Origin of the sequence: Gordonia sp. QH-12 (genome assembly GCF_001578675.1) — a bacterium.
GTDB lineage: Bacteria > Actinomycetota > Actinomycetes > Mycobacteriales > Mycobacteriaceae > Gordonia > Gordonia sihwensis.
This window is the reverse complement of record NZ_KQ969293.1, coordinates 24,583-43,206: the sequence shown is the minus strand read 5'-3', so window position 1 is coordinate 43,206 and position 18,624 is coordinate 24,583. Positions and strand designations below refer to the sequence as shown.

Below are 18,624 nucleotides of genomic sequence, written 5' to 3'. Positions count from 1 at the left end.
CGTGGCGGTTTCACACCCTCGTTCACGCACCGAGACCGCAGCGTCACGATGGTGTCACCGCGTCCGACTAGCCCGCGTGCGGATCCCAGCCGTCGGTCCACACGGCCGCGCTCATCCAATGGGCGGCGCGCTCGGCCCGTTCGCGGACGTCGTCGACGCCCTCACCCGGACGTCCTACGACATTGACGTGTCCGATCTTGCGATCGGGCCGCTCGCCCTTCCCGTACAGATGGACCTTGGCCTCGGGCATCCGGGCGAACAGATGATGCAGGCGCTCGTCCATCGACATCTGCGGAGCCTCCGGCGCCCCCAGGATGTTGGCCATCACGACTACGTCGGCGCGCGCCGCGGTATCGCCGAGCGGGTAGTCGAGAACCGCGCGCAGATGCTGTTCGAACTGCGAGGTGACGGCGCCGTCCATGGTCCAGTGACCGCTGTTGTGCGGGCGCATCGCGAGCTCGTTGACCACCAGTTCGCCGTCCGTCGTCTCGAACAGCTCCATCGCCATGGCGCCCACCGCGCCCAGTTCCTCGGCCAGCGTGAGCGACATCTGCTGCGCCTGCTGAGCGACATCGGCGTCCAGGCCCGGAGCCGGAGCCAGAACGACGGCGCACTGGCCGTTGCGCTGGACGGTTTCGACGACCGGCCACGCGGCGCCCTGTCCGTACGGCGACCGTGCCACCATCGCCGACAGCTCGCGCACCATCGCCACCTTCTGCTCCGCCATGAGCACGGTGTCGCCCGAGGAGGTGTCGTCGAAGACGCGCAACGCTTCGTCGCGGTTGTCGGTGAGCCACACTCCGCGACCGTCGTAACCGCCTCGGACCGCCTTCAGAACCACCTGCCAGTCGTGGGACTCGCCGAAGGCGATCAGCGCGGAGCGCGCCGCGCCGACCTCGCCCGACAGGTCGACGAAGTCGGGAACCGGGAGGCCCAGTTCCGACAGTTTGGTCCGCATGGCCAGCTTGTCCTGTGCGAAGTGCAGCGCCTTCGACGGCGGGCGCACCGCGACGCCCTCGGCCTCGAGCGCTTCGAGGTGAGCGAGCGGAACTCCCTCGTGATCGAAGGTGAGCGCGACCGCCCCTTCGGCGGCGGCGCGGAGGGCGTCGAGATCATCGTGCGAGCCGAGCACCACGTTCGCGCTCACCTGCGCGGCCGGCTCGTCGGCGCTGCCCGCCAGAACCCGCAGGCACTGACCGAGGGCGATGGCCGACTGATGGGTCATTCGGGCCAACTGACCACCGCCGATCATGGTCACGGTGGGCATGCCGCTGGAACGTCGGTCTGGGCTGGAAGTCACCGTTCAATGTTGTCATGCCCGGCCGCGGACACGCGCACCCCGGCCGGTCGGTGACAATTCGGCGGGCCAGATTACGTACACTCGAACCTTGTGCCGACAATTGACGGGGCAGTGAAGCGACTGCCGGAGCCCGTGCGACGGCTGGTGCTCAAGCACAGCGAACTGATCAAGTTCGCGATCGTCGGCGGCACCACATTCGTGGTCGACATGGCGGTCTACTACGCACTCGCCCTCAGTGTTCTCGAATCGAAGCCGACGGTGGCCAAGGTGATCTCCGGCGTGGTCGCCACGATCCTGAGCTATGTCCTCAACCGCGAGTGGGCGTTCAAGAACCGCGGCGGACGCGAGAAGCACCACGAGGCACTCCTGTTCTTCGCCATCAGCGGCATCGCCGTCCTGATCGCCGCCGCGCCGATCTGGATCGCGAACAACGTCTTCAACATGCGTGAGAACCTGGTCGGCCTCGAACTCGCGATCTTCGACTTCCTGCTCGCCTTCGTGATCGGCAACCTGCTCCAGATGGTCTTCCGGTTCTGGGCGCTGCGGCGGTTCGCCTTCCCCGACGAGCAGCCGCGCGGCGGCGAAGGCGGATCCACCGACGTCAACCCCACGTCCGAGGAACTCAGCGATGAGGAACTCGGACATGCGTGAGCGTCGGCCCGTCGCCGTCTGTCCCGTCGCCGTCTGTCCCGGCACCGCCGTCCGCACCGGCACCGCCGCCGGCGTCTGACTCCTCGCCGTAGGACGCACCGCTCGCCGGATGCAGCGGCGCCACCACCGCGAACACCGCGGGCCGCCGCGACACCAGATCGAGCCGACCGCCGTCGGCCTCCACCAGGGCGCGGGCCAGTGACAGACCCAGCCCGTTCCGTCCCCCGCCCGACACACCCCGGCGGAACATCTCCGGTACCACCTCGTCGGGCACGCCGGCGCCGGCGTCCGACACCGTGACGCGGACCATCTCGCGCGATGTCAGCACCCCGACCCGGACGACGCACTCCCCGCCCCCGTGGACCAGTGCGTTGTCGACGAGCACGCTCAGCGCCTCGCGGAGGCGGCCCGGACGACCGTAGGTGTGCGGGACCGGTTCGTCGACCACCATCCGCACCGACCGCCCGGCCGCTCGATACGCGGGCTCGAAATCGCGCACCAGGGTTTGAACGACCGACGTGACGTCGATCGCGACCCGCGCCTTGGGATCCGCACGCGAGGCCGCGATCATCTCGTCCAGTTCGTCGGCGAGCCGTTCCACCTGCGCCAGTCCCGCCTCGGCCTCGGCGACCACTGCCGGATCGCGGTGCAGGGTCAACTCGTCGAGCCGCAGCCCGATCGCGGTGAGCCGGCTGCGCAGCTGGTGGGAGACGTCCCCGATGATCTCGCCCTCGCGCTCGAGCCGCAGGACGATCTCGTCATTGGCGTCAGCCAGCGCCGCCGAGACCCGATCGAGCTCATCGATGCCGTATGCAGGCCAGTCGGAGGAGAAGTCGCCCCGCCCCATGGCGGCGGCGCGGCGAGCGACGTCCGACAGCGGCTCCGACAGCCGCCGCGCCGTGAGGACGGCCACCACCGCACCGCCGACGACGGCGACCAGGATCGCCAGCAGCAGGGTCAGCACCGCCAGCAACTGGGTCGGACGGACGTCCTCCTGCGGTATCGCGAGCGTCAGGTCCACGTCGCGGCCGAGATTGACCGACTCCGAAACCGCCGCGCCGTCGAAGACATGGCCGATCTGGCGGATCCCGCGCTGGTAGCCGCCGGGCGCGTCCCGATCGCGAACGCGATAGGTGAGCGTGAGGCGACCGTTCGGCGGCACCAGCAGACGGAACTGTTCGAGATCCAGATCGTGCGGGGATACGGCGCGGCCGGCGGCCTCCTCCGCGAGCACGTGCTCGCTCATGCGTTTGAGCCGCTCGGAGAGGTCCTGGTGAGCGGAGGTGGAGAACCAGTCCCAGGTGATGATGGTCATCGGCACGCCGAACATCACGCCCATCGCCACGAGGGACGCGATCATCATCTTCAGGATTCGACGACGCACACGGCTCCTACGGGTCGAACCGGAAGCCGACACCGCGCACGGTCACGATGTGTCTGCGATTCTTGGGACGGTCGTCGCCGATCTTCCGCCGGATCCAGGAGATGTGCATGTCGAGCGTCTTCGACGACCGCAGATCCGTCGACCCCCACACCGCGTCCATGATCTCGTCGCGCGACACCACTTCGCCCGACCGCTCCATCAGGAAGCGGAGCAGATCGAACTCCCGGTTCGCCAGCGTCAGATCCTCGCCGTCCACCACCACGCGCCGAGCGCGCGGGTCGAGCTGGATGTCGCCGCTGTCGAGGATCTCCTCCCCCTCCACGGCCGTGACGCTGCGCCGCATCAGCGCGCGCACGCGCGCGAGCAACTCGGCCAGGCGGAAGGGCTTGCCGACGTAGTCGTCGGCGCCCGCATCGAGGCCGACGACGAAGTCCACCTCGTCCGTGCGAGCGGTCAGCATCAGCACGGGCAGTTGCGGCAGTTCGGAGCGGATCCGGCGGCACACCTCCAGACCGTCCATCCCGGGCAGGCCGAGATCGAGGATGAGCAGTCCGTAGTCGCCGCTGCGCACCTTCTCCAGCGCCTCGGGACCGGTGGCCGCGATCTCGCAGTCGTTGCCCTCCCGGCTCAGCGCTCGGGCCAGCGGCTCGGCGATGGCCGCGTCGTCCTCGGCCAGGAGCACCGCTCGCGACCTCATCATCGGCGCCACTCGTCGACGCGGCCCGTCAGCGCGTCGTCGTCCTCGTCGAGCAGCTCCTGGTAGAGCTGAGCGTGCACCGCCTCCACCTGCGGGATGTCATGGAAGGCGAGCGGCTCGTCGGATGCCGATTCGATCACCAGAGTGCCGGTGCGGAGGATCCGGTCGATCACCCCGTGCCGGAACTCGACGGTGTTGATTCTGCGGATCGGAATGTCGATTCCGGACCTGGTCAGGACGCCGCTGCGGTAGATGACCCGACGGTCGGTGACGACGAAATGAGTGGTCTTCCACGAGATCAGCGGCCGGATGAGGAACCACGCCACGGCCGCCGCCCAGATCGCGACGACGACGGCGGTGACCCACAACGCGGCCCGGTCGGCCATTGCGGACGTCTGGGCGTAACCGACCGCGACTCCCGCGGCAGCGGTCACCGCCCAGAAGATCAGCACCGGCACCAGCAGGCTCTTCCAGTGCGGATGCCGGTGTATGACCACCACCTCGCCGGGCGCAAGGTTCTCGCGCGGGTAACCCATGGCGTTTCACCTTAGTGCCGGATTCTTAGGAGGGCCTGATATCGGCGCTACACTGGGGCGGATCTGGCCTCACGACCGCAGCGATACCGAGCAGCAACAACAGGCAAGGACCATGACGTACAACGATCCGCGCGACCCGAACCACCGTCCGCCTCAGCCGCCGGCGACGCGTGCCTACAGCCGGCCGAACGATTACGGGCAGTACACCGAGGCCGGCGACTACGGCCAGACCGGGTACGACGCCCAGTACAGTCAGCCGCCCGCCACACCCCGCCGCCGCGGCCCGGACATCGACCCGCTGATGTTCTGCGGAGGCGTTCTGATGACCGGAGTGGTCACGGGGCTGGCCGCTTGGCTCGCCGCCTGGGTGATCCGCGCCGTCACCCAGAAGATCAACGAGTCGGGCCGGTTCGGCATCTGGAATCCGCTCGCACAGGACGAGGTGTGGTTCGCCGTCACCGGGTTCGTCGCCGCGATCGTCGCCGGCGCCCTGTGGTACCTGCTGCAGGTGGGTACGCCTGCGCCCAATCAGTTCTACCGATGGATCGTCGGGCTGCTGATCGCCGCCGCGGTGATCCTTCCGCTGCTGCTGTCGGAGCAGATCTCGTCCGGCATCGGCACCGCGGTGCTGCACCTGATCATCGGCTTGCCGGTGCTGACGCTGATCCCGACGATGGGCCGCGCCAGCAGCGACCGCAAACGCAGCTAGAGGTGTCCGGCGCTAGTCGACGGGCCGCAGATGCGTGACGTCGCCCGCCGACGCCGTGACCGGACCGTCCGGACCGTCGACGATCACCCGCCCCTCGTCGTCGATGTCGGTGGCGATACCGACCACCTCGACGTCGCCGGGCAGGATCAGCCGGACCCGTGACCCCAGGGTGGCGCTGACGCTGCGATAGTTCCCGGCGAGGACGTCGATGCGGTCGGGCCAGTCCGCGAGCCGCTCGGACAACGCCCGCAGATACGCGGCCGCGACTCGGGTCTGGTCCACCGGCGCGTCGGCGAGGCCGCTGATCGAGGCCGCCGTGTCGGGCGCCGACCCGGCGGGCAGATCCAGGTTCAGTCCGGTGCCGATCACCGCCACGCCCCCGCCGTCGCCGGTGAGCCGGAACTCCGAGAGGATGCCCGACAGCTTGCCGCCACCGGGTGCGAGGACATCGTTGGGCCACTTGAGCTCGAGACCGGTTCCGGTGAGTGCGGAGACGGCGTCGTGGACGGCGAGGCCGGTGAGCAACGACAACCAGCCGAGGCTGCGAATCGCATCGGCGTCGACCGCGATGGCAGCCGAGACGGCGAGCTGTCCGGGCGGTGTCTCCCATACCCGCGCATGCCTGCCGCGGCCCGAGGTCTGCCGCGCGGCGATCAAAACAATGCCGTCGACGTCTTCCCCGGCATCGATTCGCGCAATCAGATCGGCATTGGTCGAGCCGGTCTCGGCGATCACCTCCACGGCGCGCCACCGCGTGTCCGACAGCTGTTCGGCGAGGATTTCCTGATCGGGCACGTCGTTGCTCATGTACGAGCACTTTACGGGCCCGCGAGTGAATACACTCACAGCACCGCTTCCGCAGTGATCTCGAATGTGAGGATATTCTCACATTATCGGCGCGGTTGACCTCGCATAGGTGTCGGTCGTTAGCATCGGATCCCATGACGACTGCTTCACGCGACGACGGCGCTGCGCCGGACATCCACACCACGGCGGGCAAGCTCGCCGATCTGCGCAACCGCCTCGCCGAGGCCGAGTTCCCGGTCGGCGAAGCCGCTGCGGAGAAGGTTCACGCCAAGGGCAAACTCACCGCACGCGAGCGCATCACCCACCTCCTCGACGAGGGTTCGTTCGTCGAACTCGACGCGCTGGCGCGTCACCGGTCCACCAACTTCGGGCTCGCCGAGCGGCGCCCGATGGGCGACGGTGTCGTCACCGGCTACGGCACCGTCGACGGCCGCGAGGTGTGCGTCTTCAGCCAGGACGCCGCGGTCTTCGGCGGCAGCCTGGGCGAGGTGTACGGCGAGAAGATCGTCAAGGTCATGGACCTGGCGATCAAGACCGGCCGCCCCCTGATCGGCATCAACGAGGGTGCGGGCGCCCGCATCCAGGAGGGCGTGGTCTCCCTCGCCCTGTACGGCGAGATCTTCGGCCGCAACGTCCGCGCCTCCGGCGTCATCCCCCAGATCTCGCTGATCATGGGCCCGAACGCCGGTGGCCACGTGTACTCCCCCGCTCTCACCGACTTCGTGGTCATGGTCGACCAGACCAGCCAGATGTTCGTGACCGGTCCCGACGTCATCAAGACCGTCACCGGTGAGGACGTCACTCAGGAGGACCTGGGCGGCGCGCACACGCACATGACCAAGTCGGGCGTCGCCCATTACGTCGGCCAGGACGAGGAAGACGCCCTCGACTACGTCAAGGAACTGCTGGGTTACCTGCCGAGCAACTGCCGCGCCGAGGCCCCGCGCCTGCCCGCACCGGAGCGCGTCGGCGCCATCGAGGACAATCTCACCGAGGACGATCTCGCGCTCGACACGATCATCCCCGACTCGCCCAACCAGCCGTACGACATGCACAACGTCATCCGGAACATCCTCGACGACGAGGAGTTCCTGGAGGTGCAGGCCGAGCGTGCGATGAACGTCATCGTCGGCTTCGGACGGGTGGACGGCCGCAGCGTCGGCATCGTCGCGAACCAGCCGACCCAGTTCGCCGGCTGTCTCGACATCGACGCCTCGGAGAAGGCGGCGCGCTTCGTGCGCACCTGCGACGCCTTCAACGTTCCGATCGTCACCCTGGTCGACGTCCCCGGCTTCCTGCCCGGCACCGAGCAGGAGTACAATGGCATCATCCGCCGCGGCGCCAAGTTGCTCTACGCCTACGGCGAGGCGACGGTCGGCAAGATCACCGTCATCACCCGCAAGGCCTACGGCGGCGCGTACGACGTCATGGGCTCCAAGCACATGGGCGCCGACGTGAACCTGGCCTGGCCGACCGCTCAGATCGCGGTCATGGGCGCCTCGGGCGCGGTCGGCTTCGTCTACCGCAACCGCCTCAAGGAGGCGCAGGCGAACGGCGAGGACGTCGACGCACTGCGCCTGGAACTGCAGCAGGAGTACGAGGACACCCTGGTGAACCCGTACGTCGCGGCTGAGCGCGGCTATGTCGACGCGGTGATCCCGCCGAGCCACACCCGGGGCCAGATCGCGAATGCCCTGAAGCTGCTGGAGCGCAAGATGGTGCAGCTGCCGCCGAAGAAGCACGGCAACATCCCGCTGTAGTCCGCTCCCCGATCCAGAAAGGCGACGACATGAGTGACGACGTCACCTCGGCGGGCAGCCAAGAGCAGCCCGCCCGCCCGTTCCTGACCATCGTCGACGGCAAGCCCACCGACGCGGAACTGGCCGCCCTGGTCGGTGTCTTCGCCGCGGCGAGCGGCGGCACCGCCGACACCGGACCGCAGATCCGGAACGACTGGGGCCGCCCCGTCGACATGTTCCGGGTGAACTGGGGCCAGCCCGGCAGCTTCACCAACCGCGGCGGCTGGTGAGCCCCGCACACCGTTCCACCGCGACGACCGTCGTCCTCGGTTCGGCCTCGCCCGCACGCCTGCGCGTGCTGCGAGACGCCGGACTGCGGCCGGCGGTCGTCGTGTCAGACGTGGACGAGGACGCCCTGCTCGACGAGCTGGCGGGCGCCCCGCCCGCGCAGATCGTCACCCGGCTGGCCGAGGCGAAGGCCGACGCGGTGGTCGCCGCCGTCCTCGGTGACGGCGCACCGCAGGCGGCGGGTGCGGCGACCGACGGCGTGGTCGTGACCTGCGATTCGATGCTGCTCACCGGCGGGTCGCTCGCGGGCAAACCGCACACCGCGGCGGCCGCCGCCGAGCGGTGGAGACGGATGCGCGGGACCACCGGTCATCTCATCACCGGACACTGCGTGCGGCGCCTGCGTGACGGCGAGGCCGTCGCGTCCGCCAGTCACAGTCAGTCGACGGCGATCTTCTTCTCCGACGTCTCCGACGAGCTCATCGAACGCTACGCGGCGACCGGCGAGCCGCTCGAGGTCGCGGGCGCGTTCACCCTCGACGGGATCGGCGGCTGGCTGATCGACGGCATCGACGGCGACCCGTCGTCGGTGATCGGCATCAGCCTGCCGCTGGTCCGGCGCCTGCTGACGCAGGTCGGCGTCGACGTCGCCGACCTGTGGTCCGCCGAGCGCTGAGACCTCACTGCCGGAGTACGGCGGGCCAGTACGCCTTGAGGCAGTCGCCGGGCTGTCCCTGCCGTCTGAGGTTGTCGGTGAATCCGCGCCAGAGGGCCCGTGCCCGCGCGACGGAGGTTCCGTGGCCCTGCCCGGGCGCGGCGTCGCCGACACTGACGATCAGCGCTGCGGCCTGCAGCATCGACGTGAACGACAGGTCTTTGCGCTCGAAGACGGTGGCCGCCCAGTTGCCCGCGAAACAGTCGGCGATCAACTCGCGGTCGTCTCCGGGCGGCCCGGCCGCGTCGCCCATGCCGTACGCCTTCGCGAGGCGGTACACGACGTTGTGGCCGTATTCGTGGGCCATGATGGTGGCCGCGGTGAAGTCACCGAGCATGATGCCGGACGAGCCCATGAGCTTGCCGTTCCAGATGTCGGCGAAGGTCTGCACGGGCAGGATCACCGACCCCTGCCTGTCGGTGCCGCCGCCGTCCGGCCGGCGGTCGAGCGGGCAGAAGAAGGCGTTCGGGAAATCGCTCGGGATTCCGTCGGGCAGTTCACCCGAGTCCAGGCACGCGCTGTGGAAGGCATCGCCCGGGGCGATCAGCACCCGGCCCGCCGTCGACCCCTCGATCGCCAACTGGGCGAACCAGTCCTGCCACACCGAGTCCAAGTCGTCGAGCACCGCCGACATGTACGCCGGGACCGCGGTCGACTGATTCGACTCGTCGACCCCGGAGGCCGCCAGCCGCTCAGCCGAGACGGCGGCCAGTTCCGGACACCGAGCGGCCGAACAGTGCGCGGGTGGCGTGGGCGCCGCGCGATGCGCCGTTCCGTCCACCCCGCATGCGCTCATCGTCAGCGCGGCCACGACCGCCAGGGCCGTACCCACCACTGTCCGGAGCCCGCGCCCCGATCCCCTTCTCGGCATGACGGGAACGCTAACACCGTCGCCCCCGGCGACGTGCCCGACGTCATTCGGACGATTGCGCAGGCCGGACCGCGGATCGGGACGAACTTGAGACCGGTCCGGCGAAACGCCTCGGCGCGGTCGTCCGTATGCTTGTATCCGCGGCCGGTTCCGGTCGCCTCCGACATCAGCAGAGGCGGGAGACCCTCAGTGACTGTGGAATTCGATCCGAATCCGGCTTTCTCCGCATACGCACATCCGGAGCGCTTGGTGACGACCGAGTGGTTGTCCGCGCACCTCGGCGCGCCCGGATTGAAGATCATCGAGTCGGACGAGGACGTGCTCCTCTACGACATCGGCCACATTCCCACCGCCCAGAAGGTGGACTGGCACCTTCACCTCAACGATCCGGTCACCCGCGACTACATCAACGGCGAGCAGTTCGCGAAGCTGATGAGCGAGAAGGGGATCTCCCGCGACGACACGGTCGTGATCTACGGAGACAAGAGCAACTGGTGGGCCGCGTACGCCCTCTGGGTCTTCACGCTCTTCGGCCATGAGGACGTCCGGCTCCTCGACGGCGGCCGCGACGCGTGGATGGACGAACAGCGCGAGACCTCCTTCGACGTCCCGGTCTACCGCCCGACCGACTATCCGGTCGTGGAGCGCGACGACTCCAAGATCCGCGCCTTCGCCGAGGACGTGCTGTCCGAGATCGGTTCGACTCCGCTGATCGACGTGCGCTCGCCGCAGGAGTACACGGGCGAACGCACGCACATGCCCGATTACCCGCAGGAGGGTGCGCTGCGCGGCGGTCACATCCCCACCGCCGTCTCGATCCCGTGGGCCAAGGCCGCCGCCCCCGACAGCCGGTTCCGCAGCCGGGCCGAATTGGAAGACGTGTACGCCGGTCTCGACCCGGCCACCCCGACCATCGCGTACTGCCGGATCGGCGAGCGGTCGAGCCACACCTGGTTCGTGCTGACCCATCTTCTCGGCTTCGAGAACGTCCGCAACTACGACGGCTCCTGGACCGAATGGGGCAACCGCGTCCGGGTTCCGATCGCCGTCGGCGACGAGCCGGGCACGGGCGTCGCCGACTGACGCCGGAAAACAGTTCCATGACGCTGCCCGCCCCTCTCGCCGAGATCGTCTCGGATTTCGCCGATCTGGCGGATTCGGACAAGGTCACTCTGCTGCTCGAGTTCTCCCGCGAGCTCCCCGAGCTGCCCGAGTCGCTGAAGCCCGAGTCGATGGAGCCGGTTCCCGAGTGCCAGTCGCCGATCTTCCTGTCCGTGGACGCCTCGGACGCCGAGGCCGTGCGCCTGTACTTCAGCGCTCCGCCCGAGGCACCCACCACCCGGGGTTTCGCCTCCATCCTGCACGAGGGGCTCGACGGCGCCAGTGCTTCGGAGATCACCGCGGTGCCCGACGACTTCTTCCACGAGCTGGGTCTGTCGTCGGTGATCAGTCCGCTGCGTCTCAACGGGATGGCGGGCATGCTGACGCGGATCAAGCGTCAGGTGCGCGAGCAGACCTCCCGCTGAACGCCGTCGCAGCGCAATGGACTTTCTGCAGATCCTCGACGCCCCGATTCAGCCCGGCGGCCTGGTCGAGTGGATTCCGGCTGTGCCGGGCGGTCTGGGCAGCTGGAGCCGAGACGTACGCGAGACCTCGCACAACCACGAGGAGCATCTGCGGTCGGCGTTCGAGTACCGGGCGCTGACGCATCGCGAGGGCGGCCGCGAATCGTGGCTCGGGCTCGCGATCGAGTTCGACGAACCGATGTCGGTGCCCTCGGTCCGCTCCGCCCTGGTGGCGTACATCAATCGCCACGAGGTGCTGCGGACGCACGTGGTGCTCAAGGCCGACCGCGACGCCCGCTACCGCACGGAGCGCTACACCACCGAGCCCGACACCGTCCGGGTCAAGATGGCACGCATCGGCTGGTACACCGAGACGCCGTTGCTCCTCGAGCAGATCGCGGGATCGTTCGACCGCGCGACCGCCCCTCTGCACTGGCCGGCGTACCGGTTCGCGACCGTGGCGCGACCGGACAGCTTCACCCTGTTCTTCGCCGCCGACCACTCGCTGGTGGACGGCTACTCCCTGGTCAATGCGCATCACGAGTTGTCGGAGCTGTACAGGGCGGCCCGCGAGGGTCGTCCACCGGCTCTCGAGCCCACGGGCAGCTACCTCGACTTCAGCGACGCCCAGCGCCGCGCCGCCGACGTCGCCGACCCCGAACACCGCGCGGTGCGCACATGGGCCGAGTTCGTCGCCCGGTTCGGCGGCCGACTGCCACCGAACCCCCTGCTGACGCCCGGTCGGGCGGGGCCCGCCGAGGAGGGCACCGGGCCGGTCCAGCTCGCGCGCACCCGGTTGCTCCTCGACGACGCCGGCGCGACGCGCTTCGAGGCCTTCTGCGCCGCCTCGGGCGCGTCCCCGGTGGGCGGGATCCTGGGAGCGATGGCGGTGGCCTTCCGCGAGACCAGCGGCGCCGACGACTTCGCCGTGATCATGCCCCGGCATACGCGGACCGACCGCTCGTGGCTGCACTCGCTGGGCTGGTTCGTCGGTCTGGCGCCCCTGGTGATCGACGTCTCCGACGATCCCACGCCCGCCGAGGCGTCGCGGCGGAGCACCGCGGAACTGAGCGCTTCGCGGCACGGAAGCGAGCTTCCGTTCCTTCGTGTGGCGGATCTCATCGGCGTCACCGGCTCGCCGCATACGGTGGTCTCGTACATGGACACGCGCGGGGCACCGCGTGCCCAGGCCGCCGACGACGGTGCCGCACGGGTCCTGCGCAGCCATTCTTATGCCGACGACGAGGTTTACGTGTGGGTCAACCGGACGCCCGGCGGCCTGCGGATGCACGCTCGCTATCCCGCCGAAACCGCAGGTGATGTTCCCGTCTTCCTCGACCGTTTCGCGGACCTACTCGCGCGTACAGCCGAAGCCGGGTAGACAATTTTCTTGACCTGCGTGAGATGCGTCGTACCGAGCAATTGATCGGTGCGTTAATCTGAGTCGCGGAAATCACGTTGCCCGTCTGATGCGAGCCACGTGTAGGACGCCACGAGCGGGAGAATCCCGCGCGAGACGCAGCCCGTCGACCCCGGATGGTGAGAGCCGTCCCCGACAACGGCACCGCCTGACCGGTGGTGCCACAGGAGTGCCAGTGACCAGTTCCGCTGAGATCAGTCAGACGACCATCAAGAAGGTCCTCATCGCCAACCGCGGTGAGATCGCCGTTCGCGTGATTCGCGCCGCGAAGGACGCAGGCATCGCCAGTGTCGCCGTGTACGCCGAACCGGACGCCGACGCACTGTTCGTGCAGCTGGCGGACGAGGCGTTCGCACTCGGCGGCCAGACGTCGGCCGAGTCGTACCTGGTGTTCGACAAGGTCCTCGACGCCGCCGCCAAGTCCGGCGCTGACGCAGTCCACCCCGGATACGGCTTCCTCTCGGAGAACGCGGACTTCGCACAGGCCGTGATCGACGCCGGTCTCACCTGGATCGGCCCGCCCCCGTCGGCCATCCGTGACCTCGGCGACAAGGTGACCGCACGCCACATCGCCGAGCGCGCGAAGGCGCCGATGGCCGCCGGCACCAAGGATCCCGTCGCCGACGCCGACGAGGTGGTCGAGTTCGCCAAGCAGTACGGCGTCCCGGTCGCGATCAAGGCCGCCTTCGGCGGCGGCGGCCGCGGCATGAAGGTCGCGCACACCGTCGAGGAGATCCCCGAGCTGTTCGAGTCGGCCACCCGCGAGGCCGTCGCGGCATTCGGTCGCGGCGAGTGCTTCGTGGAGCAGTACCTCGACAAGGCGCGACACGTCGAGGCCCAGGTCATCGCCGACCAGCACGGCAACGTCGTCGTCGCCGGAACCCGCGACTGCTCGCTGCAGCGCCGGTTCCAGAAGCTGGTGGAGGAGGCCCCCGCTCCCTTCCTGACCGACGAGCAGCGGGCGCGCATCCACTCCTCCGCGAAGGCCATCTGCCGCGAGGCCGGCTACTACGGCGCGGGCACCGTGGAGTACCTGGTCCAGGGTGACACCGTCTCGTTCCTCGAGGTCAACACCCGACTCCAGGTGGAGCACCCGGTCACCGAGGAGACCTCGGGCATCGATCTGGTGCGCCAGCAGTTCCGCATCGCCGAGGGCAAGGCCCTGGAGATCACCGAGGACCCGACCCCGCGTGGTCACTCCTTCGAGTTCCGGATCAACGGTGAGGACGCCGGGCGAGGCTTCCTGCCCGCGCCCGGCCCGATCACCGTCTACCGCGAGCCCTCCGGCCCCGGCGTCCGCGTCGACTCGGGCGTCCGCCAGGGCGACGTCATCGGCGGTCAGTTCGACTCGATGCTGGCCAAGCTGATCGTCACCGGCGAGAACCGGACCCAGGCACTCGAGCGCGCCCGCCGCGCACTGGCCGAGTTCGAGGTCGACGGCCTCGCCACCGTGATCCCGTTCCACCGCCACATCGTGTCGAACCCCGCCTTCATCGGCAGCACCGACGAGAACGGCGTCGAGGGCTTCGAGGTCTACACCAAGTGGATCGAGACCGATTGGGACAACCCGATCAAGCCCTTCACCGGCGGTGAGCCGCTCGACGACGAGGACGACACCCAGCGCCAGAAGGTCATCGTCGAGGTCGACGGCCGCCGCGTCGAGGTCTCGCTGCCCGGCGATCTCAACCTGGGCGGCGGTGGCGGCACCAACGGCGCCATCCGCCGCAAGCCGAAGTCGCGCACGCGCAAGAAGGGCGGCGGCGCCGCTGCCTCCGGCGACGCCGTGACCGCGCCGATGCAGGGCACCGTCGTCAAGGTGGCCGTCGGTGAGGGCGACGAGGTCGCCGAGGGCGACCTGGTCGTGGTCCTGGAGGCCATGAAGATGGAGAACCCGGTCACTGCGCACAAGGCCGGCACCATCACCAGCCTGTCCGCCGAGGCCGGTGCCGCGGTCACCCAGGGCACGGTGCTGCTCGAGATCAAGTAGAACCGGATACACCTCCGGCTGTGCCGTTCCGCCTGACCGATGTGGAGTCAGGAGGAACGGCACAGCCCGTTTCGGAGCCGTGCACGCGCCCGGATCCGGCCGATTCGTGAGCGAACGAGAAGGACCCGTCATGGAAGCTGTCGAGATCAACGCCGGTGCGTGGTATCTGCGCGCCCTGCGGCACGACGAGCGGTTGTCCGATGTGCCCGCGCTCGAGCTCCTCGGCGTCGGCGATCCAGTCGAGTACATCCGAGCCGCCGACGCCGCGTGGGCCGACGAGTCGCGTCTCACGTGGGCGGTGTGCGTTCCCACCACCGGAGAACTCGCGGCGCTGATCGGCGTCGACGCCGCGGGGTCGGTGGCCGGCCTCGCCCGCGACGGCTACGACGCCGCGCTCGCGGCCGCGGTCGATCCCGCCACCCGTTGCGCGAGCGCACTGCTCGACGTCGAAGCGGCGGCTCTGCGCTCCGGACTGCCGGGCCGCTGACCCGGACGCCGCGCATCCAGGTCGCCGCGCATTCAGGCAGGCGCTCAGAGGGGCGAGTCGGCGGGGTTCCCGAGATCGGTGCAGTCGACCAGCACCATGTCGTCGCGGTGCGCGACGAGATACCGCACGGCAGGCAGTCCCGCCCCCAGCTCCGCGATGGCCTCGCGAACGCGTTCGGCTCCCAGGTAGAAGGGTTGGGCGGGACGGCCGCCGAACGCCGCGCGGCACAGACTCGTCGGGCAGTCGGCGGCGGCCTCGATGACGCGTGCGACTGCGATCGAACCGGCATCCGGGCTGTCGAGGGTCTGGATCACCGCCCCCGCCAGACTCGGATGCTGATCGACGAACTTCAGCGCCGCACTCGAGCAGGCGTCGAGACTGTCGTACCACTCGGGGAGATAGAGCGTCGTCGACGAGGTGTCGGGCGCCGGAACCACGCGGGCGCCGAGCGCCACATAGATGTCCTTGCAGCCGCCGGCGCCCAGACTTGACACGCAGGCCATCAGTCGCTGTTCTGTCGGAACATCGCCGTCACCTGCGGGATTCCGCTCGTCTCCACGGGCTACGAGGATGATCCCAGCGACCGGATGAGCCGGTCCGCCGGAGTTAAAATCACCGCCGGATCCCATGCTGCCCAATGGTACCCGGTCCTTTACCATCGATAACTGCAACTGGTTCGCCCGGCCGGGATCACTATGGAGCCCCTGCTTCCCGCCGGGCGTCGACGCGAGTTCGCTGCCGACGGCAGCGACCGCCCGCGAAGAGGGAATCCGGTGAGACTCCGGAGCTGACCCGCAGCGGTATGTCGGAACGACCGCCGTCACACGCACTGGGACCGCCCCGCCCGAGCCACGGCTCACCGGCGGCGGCGCCTGGGAAGCGACGGCCAGTAGAAGCGGGCTCCATTCCTGGCCCGCGCGCCGACGAGCCCGAAGACCTGCCGGATGTATCGAGCGCATCCGCGCCCGATGGCTGTCCGCCTCGAGGAAACGGGCGACTGACGAACTGCGGTTCGCAGCGCCCGGTATGGCGACGGCTCGAACTACTCATGCAGGAGAAGAACACGTCATGTCCGATGACACGACTATCACCACCGACACCAGAACCACCGACTCGGCGGGCTTCACGGCCACCGTCCCCGGCGTCGCCCGGATCGGCGCCAACCGGGAGCTCAAGCGCGCGGTCGAAGCCTATTGGGCGGGCCGGATCGACGCCGCCGCGCTCACCCGGGTCGCAACGGGCATCCGCCGCGACAGCTGGAGCAGACTGATCGACGCCGGTTTCGACTCGGTGCCCGTCAACACGTTCTCGTACTACGACCAGGTGCTCGACACCGCTGTGATGCTCGGCGCGCTGCCACCGCGAGTGGCGGCGATCGACGATCCGCTGGACCGCTACTTCGCCGCCGCCCGCGGCACCGCCGGCGGCCCGGGCCCCGACATCGCACCGCTGGAGATGACCAAGTGGTTCGACACCAACTACCACTACCTGGTTCCGGAGATCGGTCCGGACACCGAGTTCATCCTCGACCCGGGCGCAGTCCTCGATGAGATCGCTCAGGCGCAGGCTCAGGGCGTGCCCGCCCGTCCCGTGGTGATCGGACCGATCACCTTCCTCGCGCTCGCCAAGGCGGTCGACGGCGGCCCGGCACCGCTGACCCGCATCGACGATCTCCTGCCGCTCTACACCGAGCTCCTCGGCCGCCTGGCCCAGACCGGTGTCGACTGGGTCCAGATCGACGAACCCACGCTGGTGACCGATCAGGCCGACGGTCTCACCGACCTCGCCGAACGCGTCTACGGTGTGCTGTCGGCTGTCCGGACGCGCCCGCGGATCCTGGTGCAGACGTACTTCGGCGATGCGGGCGACCGTCTCGCGGCGCTGGCGCGGACCGCGGTGGAGGGCGTCGGAGTGGACCTGGTGACCGGCTCTCCGGACACCGTCCGCACGGCCGATCTGACCGGAAAACTGGTAGTCGCCGGCGTGGTGGACGGCCGCAACGTCTGGCGCACCGACCTCGACGCGGCGCTGGCCGCACTCGAGTCGCTGCGCGCGCACGCCGGTGCCCTCGCGGTCTCGACCTCGTGTTCCACACTGCACGTCCCGTACACCGTGCGCGGCGAGTTCGAACTCGACCCGGTGCTGCACGGATGGCTGGCCTTCGCCGAAGAGAAGTTCGGCGAGGTGGCCGCGCTCGCTCGGGCCCTGGCGCACGGCCGGGACGACCAGGCGTGCCGGTTCGAGGCGGCGCGCGCGGCACTGGCGTCCCGGGCAGCGGACCCGCGCGTACACGTCGCCGCGGTCCGCGAACGCCTCGCCGGGCTCACTCCGGCCGACTGGACCCGCTCGCCCGCGCCCGACCGCCGTGAGGCGCAGGACGCCGCGCTCGGCCTGCCCGTCCTGCCGACCACGACCATCGGCTCGTACCCGCAGACGGTCGAGATCCGCAAGGCGCGCCTCGCGCTGCGGAACGGAACCATCGACTCGGCGGCCTACCGGTCCCGGATGGAGCAGGAGATCGCCGCGGTGATCGCCCTGCAGGAGCAGGTGGGTCTGGACGTCCTCGTCCACGGGGAACCCGAGCGTAACGACATGGTCCAGTACTTCGCCGAACAACTCGACGGCTTCTTCGCGACGGCCGCCGGCTGGGTCCAATCGTACGGGTCACGCTGCGTCCGGCCGCCGATCCTCTTCGGCGACGTCCGGCGGTCGTCGCCGATGACGGTCGGCTGGATCACCTACGCGCAGTCCCTGACCGAGAAGCCGGTCAAGGGCATGCTCACCGGCCCGGTGACGATCCTCGCGTGGTCGTTCGTCCGCGACGACCAGCCGCTCGCCGAGACCGCGCGTCAGGTGGCTCTCGCGATCCGGGACGAGACCACCGATCTCGAGCGCGCGGGGGTACCGATCATCCAGGTCGACGAACCGGCACTGCGCGAACTGCTGCCGCTGCGGACCGCCGACCGCGCGGCGTACCTCGACTGGGCGGTGACCGCCTTCCGTATCGCCACCGGCGGGGTCGGCGACGCCACCGCGATCCACACGCATCTGTGCTACTCGGAGTTCGGCGAGGTGATCGGTGCGATCGCCGCGCTCGACGCGGACGTCACCTCCATCGAGGCGGCGCGCTCCCATATGGAGGTCCTCGACGACCTCGACGCGGCCGGCTTCGCCGCCCAGGTGGGTCCGGGCGTCTACGACATCCATTCGCCGCGCGTGCCGGCCGCCGATGAGATGGCCGCGTCGCTGCGTGAAGCGCTCGACGCGGTGCGCGCCGACCGGCTGTGGGTCAATCCCGACTGCGGGCTCAAGACCCGCCGCACCGACGAGGTCACCGCCGCGCTGCGGAACATGGTCGACGCCGCCCGCCGGGTCCGCGAGGAGATCGCCGCCGATCGGGCCACGGTGCCCGCCACCTGATCGCGACCGGATCCATCGGACACCGCTCACCGGTGGCCGATGGGTCCG

18 protein-coding genes and 1 riboswitch are annotated in these 18,624 nt (G+C 69.4%); of the genes, 11 read left to right on the top strand and 7 right to left on the bottom strand.

Annotated features, from left to right (window positions below; translation table 11 throughout):
* Positions 1–67: 67 nt before the first annotated feature.
* Complete coding sequence (locus tag Y710_RS11865) at positions 68–1,300, bottom strand: 5-(carboxyamino)imidazole ribonucleotide synthase (protein WP_082781300.1); 1,233 nt, start codon at positions 1,298–1,300, stop codon at positions 68–70.
* A gap of 90 nt (positions 1,301–1,390) precedes the next feature.
* Here Y710_RS11865 and Y710_RS11860 point away from each other — a divergent pair, with 90 nt between their 5' ends.
* Complete coding sequence (locus tag Y710_RS11860; protein WP_045538607.1) at positions 1,391–1,951, top strand: GtrA family protein; 561 nt, start codon at positions 1,391–1,393, stop codon at positions 1,949–1,951.
* Here the strand turns inward: Y710_RS11860 and Y710_RS11855 are convergent.
* From Y710_RS11855 to Y710_RS11845, 3 genes are read right to left on the bottom strand one after another with little or no spacing between them, the layout of a single operon-like run.
* Complete coding sequence (locus tag Y710_RS11855; RefSeq protein WP_045538605.1) at positions 1,923–3,335, bottom strand: HAMP domain-containing sensor histidine kinase; 1,413 nt, start codon at positions 3,333–3,335, stop codon at positions 1,923–1,925. The two genes, Y710_RS11860 and Y710_RS11855, sit on opposite strands and share 29 nt — an antisense overlap.
* A gap of 7 nt (positions 3,336–3,342) precedes the next feature.
* Positions 3,343–4,035: a response regulator transcription factor gene (locus Y710_RS11850; RefSeq protein WP_197078082.1), complete on the bottom strand. Its 693-nt coding sequence runs from the start codon at positions 4,033–4,035 to the stop codon at positions 3,343–3,345.
* The gene (locus Y710_RS11845) at positions 4,032–4,568 is read right to left on the bottom strand and encodes a PH domain-containing protein (RefSeq protein WP_006896475.1); all 537 of its coding nucleotides are present in this window, start codon (positions 4,566–4,568) and stop codon (positions 4,032–4,034) included. The genes Y710_RS11850 and Y710_RS11845 overlap by 4 nt, the downstream gene beginning before the upstream one ends.
* Positions 4,569–4,680: 112 nt before the next feature.
* Between Y710_RS11845 and Y710_RS11840 the strand changes: the two genes are divergently transcribed.
* A complete protein-coding gene (locus Y710_RS11840) occupies positions 4,681–5,277 on the top strand; it encodes a hypothetical protein (protein ID WP_006896476.1) in 597 nt (198 codons plus the stop codon).
* Between the two features lie 12 nt (positions 5,278–5,289).
* Here the strand turns inward: Y710_RS11840 and Y710_RS11835 are convergent, their stop codons facing one another.
* Complete coding sequence (locus Y710_RS11835) at positions 5,290–6,084, bottom strand: biotin--[acetyl-CoA-carboxylase] ligase (protein ID WP_006896477.1); 795 nt, start codon at positions 6,082–6,084, stop codon at positions 5,290–5,292.
* Positions 6,085–6,218: 134 nt separating this feature from the next.
* Between Y710_RS11835 and Y710_RS11830 the strand changes: the two genes are divergently transcribed.
* The 3 genes from Y710_RS11830 to Y710_RS11820 are packed head-to-tail and all read left to right on the top strand — an operon-like array spanning position 6,219 to position 8,787.
* A complete protein-coding gene (locus tag Y710_RS11830) occupies positions 6,219–7,844 on the top strand; it encodes an acyl-CoA carboxylase subunit beta (protein WP_062367543.1) in 1,626 nt (541 codons plus the stop codon).
* A 29-nt stretch (positions 7,845–7,873) separates the two neighbouring features.
* Positions 7,874–8,113, top strand: coding sequence for an acyl-CoA carboxylase subunit epsilon (locus tag Y710_RS11825; RefSeq protein ID WP_006896479.1), 240 nt, complete (start codon positions 7,874–7,876; stop codon positions 8,111–8,113).
* Entirely contained in the window at positions 8,110–8,787 is a 678-nt protein-coding gene (locus Y710_RS11820; protein ID WP_062367542.1) for a Maf family protein, read from the top strand. Before Y710_RS11825 ends, Y710_RS11820 begins: the two co-directional genes overlap by 4 nt.
* Positions 8,788–8,791: 4 nt before the next feature.
* On the opposite strand, the gene Y710_RS11815 is transcribed toward Y710_RS11820, so the two are convergent.
* Positions 8,792–9,697: a neutral zinc metallopeptidase gene (locus Y710_RS11815; protein WP_045538601.1), complete on the bottom strand. Its 906-nt coding sequence runs from the start codon at positions 9,695–9,697 to the stop codon at positions 8,792–8,794.
* A 189-nt stretch (positions 9,698–9,886) separates the two neighbouring features.
* On the opposite strand from Y710_RS11815, the gene Y710_RS11810 reads away from it, so the two are divergent.
* The 5 genes from Y710_RS11810 (at position 9,887) to Y710_RS11790 (ending at position 15,156) form a co-directional block, all read left to right on the top strand.
* Positions 9,887–10,780 carry a sulfurtransferase gene (locus Y710_RS11810; RefSeq protein ID WP_006896482.1) on the top strand — a complete coding sequence of 298 codons (894 nt, stop codon included), beginning with the start codon at positions 9,887–9,889 and terminating at the stop codon, positions 10,778–10,780.
* 17 nt (positions 10,781–10,797) lie between these two features.
* Positions 10,798–11,223, top strand: coding sequence for a SufE family protein (locus Y710_RS11805; protein WP_006896483.1), 426 nt, complete (start codon positions 10,798–10,800; stop codon positions 11,221–11,223).
* A gap of 16 nt (positions 11,224–11,239) precedes the next feature.
* Positions 11,240–12,643 carry a condensation domain-containing protein gene (locus tag Y710_RS11800; protein ID WP_006896484.1) on the top strand — a complete coding sequence of 468 codons (1,404 nt, stop codon included), beginning with the start codon at positions 11,240–11,242 and terminating at the stop codon, positions 12,641–12,643.
* A 214-nt stretch (positions 12,644–12,857) separates the two neighbouring features.
* Positions 12,858–14,669: an acetyl/propionyl/methylcrotonyl-CoA carboxylase subunit alpha gene (locus Y710_RS11795; protein ID WP_062367541.1), complete on the top strand. Its 1,812-nt coding sequence runs from the start codon at positions 12,858–12,860 to the stop codon at positions 14,667–14,669.
* Positions 14,670–14,799: 130 nt separating this feature from the next.
* Complete coding sequence (locus Y710_RS11790; RefSeq protein WP_006896486.1) at positions 14,800–15,156, top strand: hypothetical protein; 357 nt, start codon at positions 14,800–14,802, stop codon at positions 15,154–15,156.
* A 44-nt stretch (positions 15,157–15,200) separates the two neighbouring features.
* Here the strand turns inward: Y710_RS11790 and Y710_RS11785 are convergent, their stop codons facing one another.
* Complete coding sequence (locus tag Y710_RS11785; protein ID WP_006896487.1) at positions 15,201–15,785, bottom strand: hypothetical protein; 585 nt, start codon at positions 15,783–15,785, stop codon at positions 15,201–15,203.
* Between the two features lie 96 nt (positions 15,786–15,881).
* A riboswitch (cobalamin riboswitch) is annotated at positions 15,882–16,116 on the top strand.
* 108 nt (positions 16,117–16,224) lie between these two features.
* Here Y710_RS11785 and metE point away from each other — a divergent pair.
* Complete coding sequence (gene metE / locus Y710_RS11780) at positions 16,225–18,576, top strand: 5-methyltetrahydropteroyltriglutamate--homocysteine S-methyltransferase (RefSeq protein ID WP_006896488.1); 2,352 nt, start codon at positions 16,225–16,227, stop codon at positions 18,574–18,576.
* The last annotated feature ends 48 nt before the right edge of the window (positions 18,577–18,624 follow it).

What these genes read in the sequence shown, in the direction of transcription:
- Y710_RS11835 (WP_006896477.1), bottom strand. Translation starts at nt 6,084, where the DNA reads ATGAGCAACGACGTGCCCGATCAGGAAATCCTCGCCGAACAGCTGTCG.
- Y710_RS11785 (WP_006896487.1), bottom strand. Translation starts at nt 15,785, where the DNA reads ATGGGATCCGGCGGTGATTTTAACTCCGGCGGACCGGCTCATCCGGTC.
- Y710_RS11805 (WP_006896483.1), top strand. Translation starts at nt 10,798, where the DNA reads ATGACGCTGCCCGCCCCTCTCGCCGAGATCGTCTCGGATTTCGCCGAT.
- Y710_RS11790 (WP_006896486.1), top strand. Translation starts at nt 14,800, where the DNA reads ATGGAAGCTGTCGAGATCAACGCCGGTGCGTGGTATCTGCGCGCCCTG.
- Y710_RS11800 (WP_006896484.1), top strand. Translation starts at nt 11,240, where the DNA reads ATGGACTTTCTGCAGATCCTCGACGCCCCGATTCAGCCCGGCGGCCTG.
- metE (WP_006896488.1), top strand. Translation starts at nt 16,225, where the DNA reads ATGTCCGATGACACGACTATCACCACCGACACCAGAACCACCGACTCG.
- Y710_RS11850 (WP_197078082.1), bottom strand. Translation starts at nt 4,035, where the DNA reads ATGATGAGGTCGCGAGCGGTGCTCCTGGCCGAGGACGACGCGGCCATC.
- Y710_RS11840 (WP_006896476.1), top strand. Translation starts at nt 4,681, where the DNA reads ATGACGTACAACGATCCGCGCGACCCGAACCACCGTCCGCCTCAGCCG.
- Y710_RS11830 (WP_062367543.1), top strand. Translation starts at nt 6,219, where the DNA reads ATGACGACTGCTTCACGCGACGACGGCGCTGCGCCGGACATCCACACC.
- Y710_RS11845 (WP_006896475.1), bottom strand. Translation starts at nt 4,568, where the DNA reads ATGGGTTACCCGCGCGAGAACCTTGCGCCCGGCGAGGTGGTGGTCATA.
- Y710_RS11815 (WP_045538601.1), bottom strand. Translation starts at nt 9,697, where the DNA reads ATGCCGAGAAGGGGATCGGGGCGCGGGCTCCGGACAGTGGTGGGTACG.
- Y710_RS11825 (WP_006896479.1), top strand. Translation starts at nt 7,874, where the DNA reads ATGAGTGACGACGTCACCTCGGCGGGCAGCCAAGAGCAGCCCGCCCGC.